This is a genomic window from Caballeronia telluris (assembly GCF_001544495.1).
Lineage (GTDB): Bacteria > Pseudomonadota > Gammaproteobacteria > Burkholderiales > Burkholderiaceae > Caballeronia > Caballeronia telluris.
This window is the reverse complement of record NZ_FCNZ02000010.1, coordinates 70,085-85,764: the sequence shown is the minus strand read 5'-3', so window position 1 is coordinate 85,764 and position 15,680 is coordinate 70,085. Positions and strand designations below refer to the sequence as shown.

Below are 15,680 nucleotides of genomic sequence, written 5' to 3'. Positions count from 1 at the left end.
AAGGCATCGGACACGCCAAAAGAAAACGGCTGCTTCGAACGTGTCGAAGCAGCCGTGCGGGGAAAACCGTCCCGAGCCGTCGCTCGCTATAAAGACTGCCGGACCACGGGATGATCGGCCGGGGCCATCGGAACTTCGGCGGCGTCTCGCAAGTCGTCGAGATCGCGGCCGCGCGTCTCAGGCGTGTACCACGTCGTCACCACGCCGATCGCGCTCAGAATCGCGACGTAAGTGGCGAGCGGAATCCACGCAAGGATGGTGCCCTGGCTGCCGCCCCAGTGCGTGGTCGCCCAGGCGATGATCGATGCGCCGATGAGCGGCGCCACCCCGCCCGCGATGACCGCCGACACCTCGCGCCCCACCGCGACGCCCGCGTACCGGTGCTGCGCGCCGAAGAGTTCGGGCAGCAGCGCGCCTTGTGTCGCGAACATGCCCCACACACCGGCGAGGGCGACACACAGCATCGCGACGCTCGCCGTCGCGTTGCCGAGACTCAGCACCCACCAGGTCGGATAGGCGAGCAGCAACTGATACACGGCGAACGCGCGATAGACGGGAATCCGTCCGAAGCGGTCGCTCAGCATGCCGGTCAACGGGATGATCACCGCGCCCGACGCGCCGGCCAACAGCAGCGCGATCGGACCGATCGATCCCTTGAGACCGGTCGCGGTCGCGATGTAGCTGATGGCAAGCGACTGATAGATCGACGAACCGCCGTTCTCCGCCATCCGCATGCCGATGACCTTCAGGAGCGTCGGCTTCGAATGCTTGAGGAGGTGTTTCAGCGGACTGTCGTTGACTTGCTGGCGCGCTTCGAGCTTCGCGAACGACGGCGATTCCTTGAGCTTCAGCCGGATCCAGACCGCCACCGCGATGATGACGACGCTCAGCAGGAACGGGACGCGCCAGAGCCAGCTTTGCGAGATGTCCTCGACGCGCACGAGCGCGAAGTAGATCGCGGCGGCCATCACCGTGCCGAGCAGCACGCCCATGAACGGCAGCGCCGCGAAATAGCCGCGCCGCTTCGCGGGCGCGTATTCGGCCATCAGCACCGCGGCGCCGGCCTGTTCCGCGCCGGCGCCGAGCCCCTGCAGCAGACGGCAGCCGACGAGCAGGATCGGAGCCCAGATGCCGGCACTCGCGTAGGTGGGCAACAGGCCGATGAGCGTGCTGGCGACGCCCATCAGCAGGATCGTCGCCATCAGCACGAACTTGCGGCCATAGCGGTCGCCGAGCGTCCCGAAGATGATGCCGCCCACGGGCCGGATCGCGAAGCCCAGAAAATACGCGCCGAAGCTCGCAATCAGGCCGATGCTCGGATCGCTCGACGGGAAGAACAGCGGCCCGAAGATCAGCGCCGACGCGAGGTTGTACAGCGCGAAGTCGTAGTATTCGAGCGCGCTGCCAAGCGACGCGGCCCACGCCGCGCGATACAGATCGGCGGTCGTGACCTCCTGCTTGCGGGCGCCGGCGTCGGTGCAGGCGTCGCCCGGGGTGGCCGCGATGGTGTGCTGGTGTTTCATGATGTCTCCTCCAATGTGGATGCCGTGCCCGATCACCTGTGATCCGGGCGGTCCGCTCTGCAATGCGGCGCGCGAGCGCCGCTTCTGACCGGATCGACAACGCGCTGAATCCGTCCTCGTCTTGTCGCGAGGCGCCGGACCGTTCTGGCCGCGCTTTCCTTCGTCGAGACGGGCCGCCGGGGCTAGCCGACTCGTTCGATCTCGTCGAGCAAGGCCGCGCTCATCACGTCGAGCGGGGCGGGCGTGCCCGTATACAGTTCGATCTGCCCGCAGAATTGATGCAGCAACATCCGCGTTCCGTCGACCACGCGGCATCCGGCCTCAGCGGCTTCGCGGATCAGCTTCGTGCGCACGGGAATGAACGCCGCGTCCATGACGAACAGATGCGGCGCAAGCTGCCCGACGCGCAACGGGTTGACGTCCGGCGCGCGGAACCCGGCCGCCGTCGCGTTGACGACGCCATCGAATGCGGCAGGGTCGAAGTCGCTCAGGTCGCCGCCGAACGCGAGCCCGAAGTCGCGGGCCAGTTCCTGTGCGCGCGACGCGGTGCGGTTGAACAGCGTCACCCGGGCGCCGGCGCGGCGCGCGCCCCAGGCGATGGCGCGCGCCGCGCCGCCAGCGCCGAGCAGCGCGACGCGCCGGCCGTCGAGCGGCGTCACTTCTTCGAGCGCGCGCACGGCGCCCGTGCAGTCGGTGTTGTAGCCGGTCAGGCGGCCGTCGCGATTGTCGATCGTGTTCACGGCGCCGATTTCGCGCGCGGTTTCGTCGAGCGCGTCGAGGTGCGGGACGACGGCCTGCTTGTGCGGCATCGTCACGTTCAGCCCGCGAATGCCGAGCGTGCGCATCGCGCCGATTGCGCCGGCGGCATCGTCGATGCCGAAGCTGACGAACGTGTAGTCCACGCCGAGGGCGCGGTACGCCGCGTTGTGCACCTTCACGTTGAAGGTGAACGGCTGGCCGGCCAGGGAGCCGCAAAGGGCTGGAATCGAATGAGGCATGGTCGCTCTATCCCTTCGACAGGTCGTAAGCCGCGACGGCCGGTTCGCCGTCGAGCACGCGCAACAGGTTTTCGGTGGCGAGTTCGGCCATCGCGCGCCGCGTCTCGTGCGTCGCCGACCCGATGTGCGGAAAGGGCGTCACCTTCGGATGCATGCGCAGCGGCGAATCCTGCGGGAGCGGTTCGACCGCGAAGACATCGAGGCCCGCCGCGCGCAAGTGACCGCTGTCGAGTGCAGCAAGGAGCGCGTCCTCGCGCACGATCGCGCCGCGCGAGCCGTTGACGAAGATCGCGCCGGGTTTCATCGCGGAGAACGCCCGCGCGTCCATCAGGCCGCGTGTTTCGTCGGAGAGGGGCAGGGTGAGGGCCACGATGTCCGCGCGACCGAGCACGTCGTCGAAGGACGCGCGCACCGCGTGTTGCGCGAGCGACGGCGGCACCTGCACGTCGAACGGATCGTGAAAAATCACCGGCATGTCGAACCCGAGCGCCGCGCGCCGCGCCACCGCCTGCCCGATCCGGCCGAAACCCAGCACGCCGAGCGTCTTGCCGTGCACGTCCCAGCCGAACCGGTCTTCGCCGATATTGCGCGTCCAGCCGCCTTCGCGCACATGGTTCGACAGTTCGACGAGACGCCTCGACGCCGCGATGATCAGCGCGAACACGGTGTCGGCGGTCGTCTCGGTCAGGACGCCCGGCGTGTGGCACAGCGTGATGCCGCGCCGCTTCAGGCAGGCGAGATCGTAGTTGTCGACGCCGACCGAAATGCTCGAAATCACCCGCAGGCGCGCTGCCCGGTCGAGTTCCTGTTCGCCCAGTCTGAAGCTCGAACCGATCAGGCCATCGGCGTCGGGGAGCGCGTCCCGGAAGCGCGGCAATTCGTCCGCGCGTCGCGGGTCGGCGAGGGTTACGTCGTGCCATTCGCGGATGCGTTCGAGCAGGTCGTCCGGAATCTTGCGGAAGACCACGACGTGCTTGCGTGCCGTGCGTTGCGTTGACATGGCTTCTGTCCTCTTTCTGAATAAAGCTGAATGACGGATGCCTCAGCGCGGCATCGTGCGAAGCGACGACGGGCCGCCCGTCAGCGCGATCCGCTCGCCGGTATCGCGCAACTGGCCGCCGTTCACCGCGAAAAACGCGAGCTGCTTCTCGACGTTGAACTGCACGACCAGATGCTTGCTGTCGGCGGTGAACACGATGCCCTGGGCGGCTTCTCCGCCAGGCGCTTCCGAGACTTTCACGGCTTGCCCGTCGCGAATCGCGAAGAGCAGGACCTTGCCGCGCGAATGGCGGCCGGGGTTGTCGGGGCTCAGGTTGGAGCCGTCCATCGACTGGACGCCGATCCACTTGCCGTCGGGTGAGATCGCCACGCCCTCGGGCAGCGACGGCACCGTGATGTGCTGGACTGCGCGAAACGGCTCGTGCGACACGTCGATCAGCGTGACGGTGTCGGCGTCGCCCGCGAGCTTGCCGGCGTAGGAGGGCAGCCCGGCCAGTCCGACGTCGCTCACGACGGCCCATTTGCCGTCGCTGGACACGTCGATGGTGTAGGGCGCGACACCGCTCGACAGGCGCACGCCGCTGTCGGTCACGCGGCCGTCGGCGATGTTCAGCATGGCGACGCCTTGTTCGTCGCGCAAGGCGACCAGTGCGTGCCGGCCGTCGTGCGTGAAACTCACGCCGGAAAGACGCTTCTGCGCGATCTTGAGCGTGTCCGCGAGCGTCACGCGGTTTCCTTCGATGCCGAGCACCGCCACGCTGCCGTCGATGCACGCGACGAGCGCGAGGCGCCCGGCGCGGTCGATCGCGATGCCCTGCGGATGACTGCCGATATCGAGCCGGCTGACGGCGGGCGGCGACGCCCGCAAGTCGACCACCTGCACGAACGAATCCATCAGCAGCTTCTTGGCCGCGCGGTCATAGCGCGTCGGCGCGCCGACCAGCGCGACGGCCGCATCGGGCGTGATCGCGACCGCCTGGGGCGGACCCTGGATGCCGTTTTCGACCTCCACCTGCACTTTGACTCGTGGCGGGAAGCGGCTGGCGTCGAGGACGGTCAGCGTGTCGGGCCCGGGATTGTCGGGGAAGGTATCGCGGCCTTCGACGCGCTGATACTTGCCGTCGTTGCCCGAGACGATCCAGTCGGCGGCAGGCGAGGCGCAAGCCGTGAAGGCGATAGTCAAGCCGGCGAGCGCCTGCGCGCAGCGGGTCCGCGACGCAATGGGTGAGTGCATTCCATGTCTCCTTGATGTCTTGTTGTGGTGCCGCGCATGCGGGCAAATCAAACGACGCTGGTCAGCCCGCCATCGACGAAAAGCGTCTGTCCGTTCACGAAGTCCGACGCCCGCGACGCGAGGAACACCGCCGCGCCGCACAGTTCTTCGACGCGGCCCCAGCGGCCCGCGGGCGTGCGCTTGCACAGCCAGTCGGAGAAAGCGGGGTCGTCGACGAGCGCGCGGTTGAGATCGGTGGCGAAGTAGCCCGGGGCGAGCGCATTGGCCTGAATGCCGCGGCTCGCCCATTCTGCGCACATGCCCTTGGTCAGCATGCGGATGGCGCCTTTCGTCGCCGCGTAGGGCGCGATGCCCGGCCGCGCCAGTTCGCCCTGTACCGAGCAGAGGTTGATGATCTTGCCGTGCCCGCGCGCGAGCATGTGCCGCGCGACGGCCTGGGAGACGTGAAACGCGCCGTCCAGGTTGACGCGCAGCAGATCGTTCCAGTCGGCGGCGCTGAAGGTTTCGAGCGGCGCACGGCGCTGGATGCCGGCGTTGTTCACGAGGATGTCGATGGCGCCAATGCGTTCCTCGAACGCATTGATCGCTTCGGACACCTGCACGCGGTCGGTCACATCGAAGATGGCGCTGTCGGCGTCGAAGCCTTCGTCGCGAAGGCTCGCTGCGATCGTGGACGCCTTCTGCTGATTGCGATCGTTGATGACGACCGCCGCGCCCGCGTCCGCGAGGCCGCGCGCCAGCGCGAGTCCGATGCCGCGTCCGGAACCGGTGATCAGGGCGCGTCGTCCGCTGAGGTTGAAAAGCTGCAATGTCTCGTTCATGTTCTGGGCCGCATTCGATGCGTCTCCGGTTTGTCTGCGCATGTATGCAGTTCACCCGAAGCGCTGCGATCGCGCCAATAGTCTTTCATGACACTGTTATCATGATTCGTGATGACAGACGACGGACGCCCTGCAACCGGAGACACGTCATGGAACTGAAGCATCTGCGCGCGTTCGTGGCGCTCGCGGAGGAACTGCATTTCGGACGGGCCGCGCAACGGCTGTGCATCGTCCAGCCGGCGCTGAGCATGCAGCTCAAGGCGCTCGAAGAGGAACTCGACGCGCGGCTCCTCGAACGCGACCGCCACAAGGTCGCGCTCACCGAGACCGGGCGGCTTTTTCTGCCCGAGGCGCGCGCCACGCTGCATCAGGCGATGCGCGCCGAACAGACGGCACGACTATCGGCGCGCGGGGAGATCGGCACGCTGCGCATTGCGTTCGTGTCGTCGGTGCTGCCGAAACTCTTGCCGACGCTCATTCGGAGCATGCACGCGCGCTATCCGCTCATCACGCTCGAACTGAAAGACATGCCGACGCCGGACCAGATCGCCGCGCTGCACGACAACAAGCTCGACTTCGGACTGATACGGTTGCCGGTGACGGGCGCCGGTCTGGAGACGCGCGTCGTGCTGGAGGAGCCGTTCGTCGTCGCCTTGCCGGACGATCATGCGCTTGCGGCGCTTGCGCTGATTCGGCCGCCGGACCTCAATGGTCATCCGGCTTTCGTTCTGGCGCGGCGTTACGCTCCCGGCTTTCACGACGAGATGCTGGTCGCGCTGAAGCGTCAGGGCGCCGATCTGGAAATCGCCCAGGAACTGGGGGAATTCAGCACGATGCTCGCGCTGGTCGCGGCGGGCCTCGGCATCGGCGTGATTCCGGCTGAAGCGGCTGCGGCGTTGCCGCCCAAGGTCGTGGCTCGGCCGCTCGCGCTCGATAGTCATCGGGCAGGCATCGGGCTCGCGTTCACGCGCGCGGATAGCGCCGCGAAGCGCGCGCTGCTCGATATGATCGAGCAATGCGCGGGTATGGGTCGCGGGGGCGCTTAGGCGATCGAAAGCGGACATTTCTAAATGGCCGGAACACGACATTTCTATAAAGCCACTACACAAGAAAGTGCGATAATTAAGATTATGTAAAATCATCTTTCGTAAACGGGAAAAGGAAGCGCCGCGATGCTCGCGCTGAATCGGTCTTCGCCATCCGGCGCCGTCCATCCCAGATCCAGTCCCTTCACCCAAATCCGCTCGCACAATCACGCGTAAGCCGTGTTCTGCGTCAGCGTCCGCCAGCGAACCCTTCGACGCGCTTCAACCCATCTCTCGCGCCCGCGCCAGCAAAAACTCACGCTCCCGTGCGTTACGCGTCATCGCGGCAGCACGTTCGAACTCGGCGCGCGCTTCGTCGCGGCGTCCGAGTTTCGCAAGCAGATCGGCGCGCACGCTCGGCAGCCAGTGATAGTGCGCGAGCGTCGGCTGTGCCGCGAGCGTATCGGCGATGTCGAGCGCCGCCTGCGGCCCAAACGCCATGCCGATCGCCACCGCGCGGTTCAACTCGACCACGGGCGAAGGCGCCACTTGCTGAAGCGCGTCGTAGAGCGCGACGATCATCGGCCAGTCGGTGGCGTCGGCGCTCGGTGCGCGCGCGTGGCACGCGGCGAGCGCGGCCTGCAGCGCGTAGACGCCGCGCGCCCCGCCGAGCGCTTCCGAGCGCCTGAGCGCCGCGAGCCCGCGCCGGATCAGAAGCGGGTCCCAGCGGCTGCGATCCTGGTCGGGCAAGAGCACCGGACGCCCTTCTCCGTCGACCCGCGAGCGCATCCGCGACGCCTGGATCTCCATCAGCGCGACGAGGCCGTGCACTTCGCTCTCGTCTGGCGCGAGTCCCGCGAGGATGCGTCCGAGCCTGAGCGCGTCTTCGCAGAGCGCAGGACGCAGCAGATCGTCGCCGGCGGTCGCCGAATAGCCTTCGTTGAAAATCAGGTAGATCACCTCCAGCACCGACGACAGCCGCGCCGCGCGCGCATCCGCCTTCGGCACCTCGAACGGCACGCGGGCCGCCGACAGCGTGCGCTTCGCGCGCACGATGCGCTGCGCGATCGTCGGCTCGGCGACGAGAAACGCCCGCGCGATCTCATCCGTCGTCAGCCCGCCGATCAGGCGCAGCGTGAGCGCGACGCGCGCGTCGAGCGACAGCACCGGGTGGCAGGCGGTAAAGACGAGCCGCAACAGGTCGTCGCCGATGTCGTCCTCGCGCGCGGCATCGAGCGCATCGACGAAATCGGGCACGACGTGCATCTCGAGCGCATCGAGTTCGCGGCCCAGCTCCTCGTGCTTGCGGGCGTGCAGCGCCTCCTGTCGCAGGCGGTCGAACGCGCGGTTCTTCGCTGTCGTCATGAGCCACGCTCCCGGGTTGTCGGGCACGCCCGTTTCGCTCCAGCGCTCGAGTGCGGCGACGAGCGCATCCTGCGCGAATTCCTCGGCAAGCGCGACGTCGCGCACGATGCGCGCAACGCCCGCGATCACCTTCGCCGATTCGATCCGCCAGACCGCTTCGATCGCGCGATGCGTCGCGCTCGCGCTGTCGGTCTGGCTCCCCGCCGCTGGCTTCGCCACGTTCAGGCGGCTTCCGGCGCCATGTGCACCAGTTCCCAGATGTGGCCGTCGAGATCCTCGAAGCCGTGTCCGTACATGAAGCCGTGATCCAGCGGCGGCCGCGGCGCGCGCCCGCCCGCCGCGACGGCCTTGGCGACGAGGTCGTCCACTTCGGCACGGCTCTCGCACGACAGGCACACGAGCACTTCGGTGCTCTGCTCGGCATCGACGATCGCCTTCGACGTGAAGCCCTGGAAGAAATCCTCGACGAGCAGCATCGCGAAAATGTTCTCGCCGATGACGAGGCACGCGCCCTTGTCGTTGGTGAACTGCGGATCGAAGCTCAGGCCGAGCGCCTTGAAGAAGGTCATCGAACGCTTGAGGTCCTTGACGGGCAGGTTCACGAAAATCTGCTTATGCATGGCGGTCAGTCTCCGGTTGGTAAGCGCTTCAGTGCGCTTCGGCGAGCGTTTTCAAGTTGTTCAGGCCGTCTTCGAAATCTTTCCGACCATGCGATCCATGATCGAGGGAGCCTGCATCAGTTTCGTGACGAACGGCGCCGGGTCGTGCATCGACCACTCGACGCGCGTTGCGTCGCCTTCGGGCTTCATGCCGCGGCGACTCTCGCGGCCTCATGTCCTCACAACGTTCGAGGCCAGTTCGAATCGACACGCCGCATCAAAATTACCGGCTCGAACCTCCGCCCGTCTCAGGTGAAGCACGGCCCGACTTTGCGGACTTCGACGGTGCACCACTCCGCAGCCGGGCATTCGGCGGCAATCGCTACCGCTTCGTCGCGCGTGTCGACGTCGAGCAGGAAAAATCCGCCGATCATCTCCTTTGCCTCCGCGAACGGGCCGTCGACGAGTCTCGACTCGCCGTCGCGCTTCTGCAGGCGCACACCGTCCTTGTCCGACGCGAGCGACTCAGCTGCACGCAGGACGCCGCGCGCCTGCAGTTTCCCGGCGAATTCGAGCATGCGTCCATAGACGGCCCGGCCCTCTTCTTCCGTGCGCTGACCGCGTTGTTCGCGCGGTTCGACGATCAAAAGCGTGTAAGCCACGAACAACCTCCAGAAAAAATTTGCCGGGTCCCAAGGTACCCCGGCGCGCGCGTGCAGGCAATACTACCGGGCCTCTGCGTTTATTCAGACGATTAAATTATTTATCATACGTTACGACTAGTTACGGCCTTTTACGCACTGTTACGGGCGTTTATTAGTACTATTCCGCCCAAGCCGGATGTTTTTTACCGCATCGTCCGACTGCATCGGTCAGAAATACGTCTTCGCGAAGTCGCGAGGCGACGCTGAACCGGACCCCAGCCGTCCCACGGGCGGCACCGCCATCGTTCGCGCACTGGCTTCCAGGCTGTCTTGCAGCCTGATCGCCGCGCCAACGGTCCTCGCCATGCCGGCCGTCGACGTTCTTCACGAACGCGATTCCGCGCCTGCACTGAATCCCGACGCTGTGCGTCGCCGGGCGCTACGTTCGTCGCGCGCCGGTTCACGTTCGTTTCGATCACCGATGAAAAATAATCCTTTCGTTCTTTCTTCGCTCGCCATCGCTTTGGCGGGTGCACTCGCCGGATGTGGCGGCGATTCCGACAGCGCGAATGTCGCCGCAACCGCGAACGCGCAGAACAGTGCCGGCGCAAATAATGCCGCCGACGTGAAGGCGACCGCCAACGCCGCCGTGAACCCGACGATCTCGTGCGTGTCGCCGTCGGCGTCGCCTGCGCAGTCCGGTGGCGCGAAAATCACCGCCGACAGCCCGAGCGCCGATGCCACGCGGCTCTATCCCGCCGGCAGTCCGTTCAAGGTCACGTACACGACGCGTCCGGGCGCGGCCGACACCTTCAAATGGGCGATCTACAACACGTACAGCAAGGTGGTCGCGAGCGGCAGCTTCGCCGTGCCGGCCGCCGCGACGACGACCACCCTCACCTGCACGTCCACGCTCGCGGGCTTCTTCGCGCTGACGGGCACGCTGCAAAAGGCGGGCGGCCAGGTCGAGACCGCGGGCACGCGCCCGAACGGCTTCGCGAGCTTCGGCGTGCTGCCGAACCTCGCCAGCACGCTGCCCGCCGTGACCTACGCGAACCAGGACCAGCATCGCTTCGGCATGCAGGGCTTCAACGGCAACGCCGCGATGCTCGCCGCGCTCGGCATCACCTGGAACATCGACGACCGCCAGATGGCCGTGATGGAGCCGAGCGGCCGCAACTCGTTCACCTCGGCGATGAACAACCTCGATCCGACCTTCACGTCGGGCAAGGTGATGCGCCTCGTGCGCCTCGACGGCATTCCGGCCTGGGCGAGCGGCCACGGCCTGTCGCCGGACTACGGCTACGCGCCCGCCGACCTGAACTACTACGCGAACTACATGGGCCGCGTCGGCGCCGAGACCGAAGCGATCCGCGCGCGCTATTTCCCGCAGCAGTCGGCGAACTACTATCAGGTGACGTGGGAGCCGTACATCCTGTGGAAGGACACGGACGCGAACTTCGTCGCGCTCTACAAGGCCGTGTATCAGGGCCTGCATTCGAAGGACCCGAAGGCCGTCGTGATGGGCCCGGCCGAGCCGTTCCCGTCGCTCACGACCGAGCGCCTGAAGCGCCTCGCGCCGCTCGGCTTCGCGAACTACATCGACGGTGTGGCGACGCACGGCTACTACGACGCGGGGACGTCGCCTTCGCATCCGCCGGAGCGTCACCACACCGACGCGAATTCCGCCGATGCCGCGAACTCGCTGCCGAACGAAATCCGTGCGCTGCGCGAGGAAATGAACGCGCAGTACAAGCCGGGCATGAAGCTCTTCGTGACCGAGACGGGCATCAGCTATGACCTCGGTTCGAGCTACGGCCCGAACTATCCGAGCTCGAACATCCTCTTCGCGCAGAGCGCGGTCGTGGCGCGCACGCACCTCATCATGCTCGGCGAAGGCGCGGACCAGACCTACGTGTTCTTCGGTCCGGACTTCCCGGGTGAAGTCGGCTACGGCACGTTCTTCGACCTCGATAATCCGGAGGCCGCGTTCGGCACGCAGAACATCAGCCCGAAGCCCGCCGCGATGACCGTCGCCGCGATGACCCGCGTCCTCGACGGCACGACGACGCTCGGCCCCGTCAAGGGCACGCCGTCGGGCGTGTACGCTTACTCGTTCCAGCAACTGGGCGGCGGCAAGGTGATCACCGCGCTCTGGACGCACAACAACGCCGTGTGGGACGCGAGCGTCGGCTTCAGCGCGACCTACAGCAAGGCGTACCAGTTGAGCGTCGATGCGCCGGGCACGAGCGGCACGGTCCAGTTGATCGACGCGATGGGCAATGTCTCGAACGCGACCTACACGAACGGCACCGTCACGCTGACGCTCACCGAGATGCCGCAGTACGTGGTGTCCGGCAACGCCAGCATCGCGAAGAACAACGCGACCAAGCCAGCCGGCTACGTCGGAAGCTGAGCGCGCGTCAGGCCGAACGCAACACGACGGCTTCACGAAATGCCCGGGCTCTTCAGCCCGGGCATTTTTTTATCCGCTGCCTCAATTAGCGCTGCGATTGAATGCGGACGAGCGACCCGCTTCGTTGCGTCATCTCGTTATTGACAGCGAAAGCGGTGCGCCCGCATACTCTGTCGCATGCACGCAAGCCGCCTTCTCTCCATCGTCCCGATTAATATCCCAATGATCGCCACTGGCGGGTCATCGGGGGAACGCGTGCGCTAGCAAGACTCGAGCAAACCGATTCGTTTTCCGAAGGCCCCGCCGAAAGACGGGGCCTTTTGTTTTGCGCGTGCGGCTCCGTCTTCTTCGGCTCACTAGTGGAGAAGAGCAATGAACGAAGTTCTCAGCCAAGTCACCCACGCAAGGCGTGGTTCGAAGGCGCGGGTCGTCGAGTATTTCGAGGTACAGCCGCGCCAGACGCTGTCATGGCGGCTCCCGCGCGATGCCGAATTGCGCGTCGACGAAGCGGCGCTCTGGCTCACGCGCGAAGGCGATCTCTACGGCTATTGGCTCTTGCCGGGCGATGTCGCGCTGCTCGCGCGCGGCGAGCGGGTGTGGGTGTCGTCGGATCCGGAGCGGCCGATCGAGGCGTCGCTCACGACTTACCGGCGCACCGGCCTGACGCAAGCCGGCCGCTGGCTCGCGCGGATCTGGCCGCGCATCGCTCGTAGCAGCAACGCCAGTGCGTTCTGACTCAGAGGCTCGCTTCAGGGGCACACATCAGGGACTCACTTCACGGACGCACGTCGGCATAAACGCAGCGGAAGTTCGCCGCGTTGTCGACGCTGCCCTTGCCGATGTAGCGCGGATACGCAGGATAACGACACATCGGCCGGGAGCGACCGTTGGTCGCCGGCGCGATGTCGGTGCCGACGAGCGTTTCGGGGGCGATGCCGTCCGTGACCCAGCGGTCGAGCGCGCCGAGTTCGTCCCATGCCGGGATGAACACGCCGTTGCCGTGCTGAAAGCCCGGCACCATATAGAGGCGCATGAACGCATCGACGCCGTCCTGCGTGAAGCGGTCGACGAGCAGCCGGTAGAACGTGATCGTCTGGTTCGGGCTGATGACTTCGTCGGCGAGACCGTGCATCGCGATCAGCTTGCCGCCGCGCGCGATGAACCCGGTGAGATCTGTGTTCATCGCGCCGACGGTCGCCGAAAGCGCCATCAGCCGCTGCCGGTAGCGCCCCGGATTCGCGATGTCGAAGCCGATGCTGTTATAGCTCAGGTCGCGCGTGACGAAGTGCTTGATGTACGCGTCGCCCTGCGCGAAGAGATAGCCGTTGACGGCGAAGCTCGGCGGGCTCACGAGCACCGGCGAATCGCCGAGGCCGAGCACACCCGAGAAATCGACGCCCTGATAGACGTTGTAGCCCGGATAGGTATCGACGCCGAACGCGAGCAGGTACGGCAGGTTCAGCCCGTCGCGCAACGTGGCGAGCGTGGCGAGTTGCGCATCGGACAGGCAGCTGTCGCGCAATGACGGCCGCTGGCCGTTCGCGCACCGCAATTCCGCGATGATCTTCGGCTCCAGCTTGCGGCACGCTTCCACATTGCTCACGATGCCGTCCGCGGCGTTGTCGAGCTTGTCGCATTCCTGCAGGACGGTTTCGATCACGCGCCGCTGCTGCGCGAGCCCGACGAAGCCGCCGGGCTTGCCATACGACGCCTGCCCGACCTTCACGCCCATCAGGCGCACGCCCGAAAAGTTGATGGCCGGCGCGTTGGCGATCACGCCGTCGTAGTCGTTCGGATAGCGCTCGGCGACGGTTAAGCCCTCGCGCCCGCCCGTCGAGCCGCCCGCGAAGTAGGTCTTCTCCGGGCTGCGGCCGTAGCCGAGCTGGATGAGCGCGAGCGCGACGTCGTGGGTTTTCTTCAGGTGCCCGAAGCCGAAGTTGAGGATCGCTTCGTCGTTGGCGGCGAAGTCGGCGCGGCCCGAATTGCCGACGTGGCCCGAATCGGAGCCGAAGGTCGCGTAGCCTTTGGCGAGCGGCGTCGAGTCGGGCGCGAACGGCATCGGTTCAGTGCCGCTCACGAGCACGCCGCTGTAGCCGCCGCCGCCCATCTGCAACGCGCGGCCGTTCCAGCGGCTCGGCAGGTTCACTTCGAAGCGGATGTCGGGCGTGTTGTCCTGCACCGCCTTGATGCTGCCGACGATCCGGCAGTATTCGCCGTTACGGTTGCCCGGCGCGGCGGCCTTCACGACCGACGCGGACCAGATGGTCGCACCGCGCGTCGGCAGGGCGATCACCGACGCCGGCATCTCCTTGCCTTCCAGATCGGCGCAATGCTTCGCGAGATAGGATGCGGCGTGCGCGCCTGTGCTTGCCGCGAGCGCGAGCGCGGCGGCGCTTGCGACGCGCCGTGGCAATCGCCTGCACCGGCGCGCGAGGGACCCGGCGCGCGAATTCACTGGCGAGCGCGCAATTCGGGCGTGCGACGCGGAGCTTCGGCGTTGTTCTTATCGACGGCGTTCATGGGGCAAAGCGTAAGGGCGGGGTAAGCCGAAAGCCCGCTGCGCGGGTTCGAATGCCGCTCAATATAAAGAAGTGATTCAGTCGGTGCAATCGGGAAAGAAACAGGAACAAACAGGAACGATCTGGAATGGCGAGGGTTTCGGACGATGACTTGAGACGCGCGCAGCCTGCGCCGAAAAAGACAAACGCCGGGTCGAAACCCGGCGTCTTTTTGTCGAGGCGTATTCTCTATCGCCCGCTTTCCGCCAGCGCGATGCGCTCGCCGGCGTCATCGCGCACGCTCGGCGGTTCGTCCTTCGCATGCGCGAGGCTGAAGCGCTCGTTGGGCGCGGTGCCGTTGAGATGGAAATCGCCGACCGCCGCCTCGCGCTGGATCGCCGGATTGTGCGAAGCGATCACGCGCGCGTTGCGCCAATGCCGGTCGAGACGCCGCGCTTCGCTCGTCGCGCTCGCCCCGCCGACCTCGAACAGCAGCGTCGACGCCTCCAGCACCTGTTCGATCACGATCTGCTGCGCCTTGTAGACCTGGATGTCGAGCGCGATGTAATCGTCGGCGGTGGCGCGGCCTTCGGCGCGCGCACGCTGCACGTTCTCCAAAGCCGCCGACACCGCGTCGACCACGCTTTCCGCCGCGAACGCGAGGCTCGCGAGCCGCCCGACCACGCGATGCACGAGCGGATTGTCGCGCGGACTGGAGCGTCCCGGCACGCCGAAGGTCCGCGTGCGGCCCTGCACGAAAGCGACGCCGTCGCGCAGCACCGCCCTCGCGATACCCGCGAGCGTCGCGAGGTGCACGGTCTGATAGAACGCCGTCACGATCGTGTTGCGGCGCGGCTCGGACGCCTTGAAACGATGAAGAATCTGGTCGTCCTCGACGCGCACGTTGTCAAAGCGCGTCGTGCCGCTCGCCGTCAGGCGCTGGCCGAAACCGTCCCAGTCGTCGAGACGCGCGACGCCCGGCGCATCGCCGCGCACGAGCAGATGCACGTCGTCGCGGCCGTCGTGCGCCGTCACGTTGATCCAGTCCGCGTAGAGCGCGCCGGTGCTGTAGTACTTCTCGCCGTTCAGCAGCCACCGGCCGCTCGCGCCGTCGGGCGTAATCGTGACCGTGTTGTGCGTCGAGCCGGTGCGCTCCGAGATCGCCGCGCCGACCGTTTCGCCCGCCGCGATCCGCGACAGCCAGCGCTCGCGCGCGGCTTCGTCGTCGCTTTCCAGGCGCATTTCGATGAAGCCGAAGTTCAGCCGCAGGATCTGCGGCAAGTTCGAATCGGCTTCGCCGAGCCGCGTCAGCAGGCGGAAAAACTGCGGCAGCGTCGCGCCGCCTCCGCCGTATTCGCGCGGCACTCGCAGCGCCGTGAAACCGGACGCCTTCAGCCATTGCACCGCGTCGCGCGCCAGTTCGCGCTTTTGCTCGCGCTCGACCGCGCCCGCCGCGATGCGCTCGAACACGCCGGAGAAGCGTTCGAGCAGTTGCGCGTCGCTCGCGGCTGGAATCGTCGTCATGGGCTTTCTCCACATCGGGTTTCGTTGCGGGAAA

Annotated in this window: 14 protein-coding genes; 3 read left to right on the top strand and 11 right to left on the bottom strand. The window is 66.6% G+C overall.

The features are described 5' to 3' along the window. Positions 1 to 86: 86 nt before the first annotated feature. From AWB66_RS14795 to AWB66_RS14775, 5 genes are all read right to left on the bottom strand, one after another. Positions 87 to 1,523 (bottom strand): MFS transporter, encoded by a 1,437-nt coding sequence (locus AWB66_RS14795; protein ID WP_087631026.1) that lies wholly within the window; start codon positions 1,521 to 1,523, stop codon positions 87 to 89. A gap of 182 nt (positions 1,524 to 1,705) precedes the next feature. Next, entirely contained in the window at positions 1,706 to 2,521 is an 816-nt protein-coding gene (locus AWB66_RS14790; RefSeq protein ID WP_087631025.1) for a shikimate dehydrogenase family protein, read from the bottom strand. A gap of 7 nt (positions 2,522 to 2,528) precedes the next feature. Next, positions 2,529 to 3,521, bottom strand: coding sequence for a 2-hydroxyacid dehydrogenase (locus AWB66_RS14785; RefSeq protein ID WP_087631024.1), 993 nt, complete (start codon positions 3,519 to 3,521; stop codon positions 2,529 to 2,531). A gap of 42 nt (positions 3,522 to 3,563) precedes the next feature. Continuing rightward, positions 3,564 to 4,754 carry a YncE family protein gene (locus tag AWB66_RS14780; RefSeq protein ID WP_087631023.1) on the bottom strand — a complete coding sequence of 397 codons (1,191 nt, stop codon included), beginning with the start codon at positions 4,752 to 4,754 and terminating at the stop codon, positions 3,564 to 3,566. A 47-nt stretch (positions 4,755 to 4,801) separates the two neighbouring features. Further along, entirely contained in the window at positions 4,802 to 5,575 is a 774-nt protein-coding gene (locus AWB66_RS14775) for a glucose 1-dehydrogenase (RefSeq protein ID WP_087631022.1), read from the bottom strand. A gap of 149 nt (positions 5,576 to 5,724) precedes the next feature. On the opposite strand from AWB66_RS14775, the gene AWB66_RS14770 reads away from it, so the two are divergent. Further along, positions 5,725 to 6,621, top strand: a complete 897-nt coding sequence (locus AWB66_RS14770) for a LysR family transcriptional regulator (protein ID WP_087631021.1) — start codon at positions 5,725 to 5,727, stop codon at positions 6,619 to 6,621. A gap of 261 nt (positions 6,622 to 6,882) precedes the next feature. Here AWB66_RS14770 and AWB66_RS14765 read toward each other — a convergent pair whose 3' ends face one another. From AWB66_RS14765 to AWB66_RS14755, 4 genes are all read right to left on the bottom strand, one after another. After that, positions 6,883 to 8,184: an RNA polymerase sigma factor gene (locus AWB66_RS14765; RefSeq protein ID WP_087631020.1), complete on the bottom strand. Its 1,302-nt coding sequence runs from the start codon at positions 8,182 to 8,184 to the stop codon at positions 6,883 to 6,885. A 2-nt stretch (positions 8,185 to 8,186) separates the two neighbouring features. Next, positions 8,187 to 8,585: a VOC family protein gene (locus tag AWB66_RS14760; RefSeq protein WP_087631019.1), complete on the bottom strand. Its 399-nt coding sequence runs from the start codon at positions 8,583 to 8,585 to the stop codon at positions 8,187 to 8,189. 60 nt (positions 8,586 to 8,645) lie between these two features. Then, positions 8,646 to 8,774 (bottom strand): SRPBCC family protein, encoded by a 129-nt coding sequence (locus AWB66_RS34905; protein WP_268811151.1) that lies wholly within the window; start codon positions 8,772 to 8,774, stop codon positions 8,646 to 8,648. Positions 8,775 to 8,872: 98 nt separating this feature from the next. Continuing rightward, positions 8,873 to 9,226 carry a YciI family protein gene (locus AWB66_RS14755; protein ID WP_087631159.1) on the bottom strand — a complete coding sequence of 118 codons (354 nt, stop codon included), beginning with the start codon at positions 9,224 to 9,226 and terminating at the stop codon, positions 8,873 to 8,875. Between the two features lie 463 nt (positions 9,227 to 9,689). Here AWB66_RS14755 and AWB66_RS14750 point away from each other — a divergent pair, with 463 nt between their 5' ends. Continuing rightward, on the top strand, positions 9,690 to 11,624 hold the full coding sequence (locus tag AWB66_RS14750; protein WP_087631158.1) for a hypothetical protein: 1,935 nt from the start codon (positions 9,690 to 9,692) through the stop codon (positions 11,622 to 11,624). A 372-nt stretch (positions 11,625 to 11,996) separates the two neighbouring features. Then, a complete protein-coding gene (locus tag AWB66_RS14745) occupies positions 11,997 to 12,359 on the top strand; it encodes a DUF2917 domain-containing protein (protein WP_087631018.1) in 363 nt (120 codons plus the stop codon). 40 nt (positions 12,360 to 12,399) lie between these two features. On the opposite strand, the gene AWB66_RS14740 is transcribed toward AWB66_RS14745, so the two are convergent. Further along, complete coding sequence (locus tag AWB66_RS14740) at positions 12,400 to 14,037, bottom strand: tannase/feruloyl esterase family alpha/beta hydrolase (RefSeq protein ID WP_087631017.1); 1,638 nt, start codon at positions 14,035 to 14,037, stop codon at positions 12,400 to 12,402. A 334-nt stretch (positions 14,038 to 14,371) separates the two neighbouring features. After that, a complete protein-coding gene (locus AWB66_RS14735) occupies positions 14,372 to 15,646 on the bottom strand; it encodes an acyl-CoA dehydrogenase family protein (RefSeq protein ID WP_235021118.1) in 1,275 nt (424 codons plus the stop codon). Between the last annotated feature and the right edge of the window lie 34 nt (positions 15,647 to 15,680).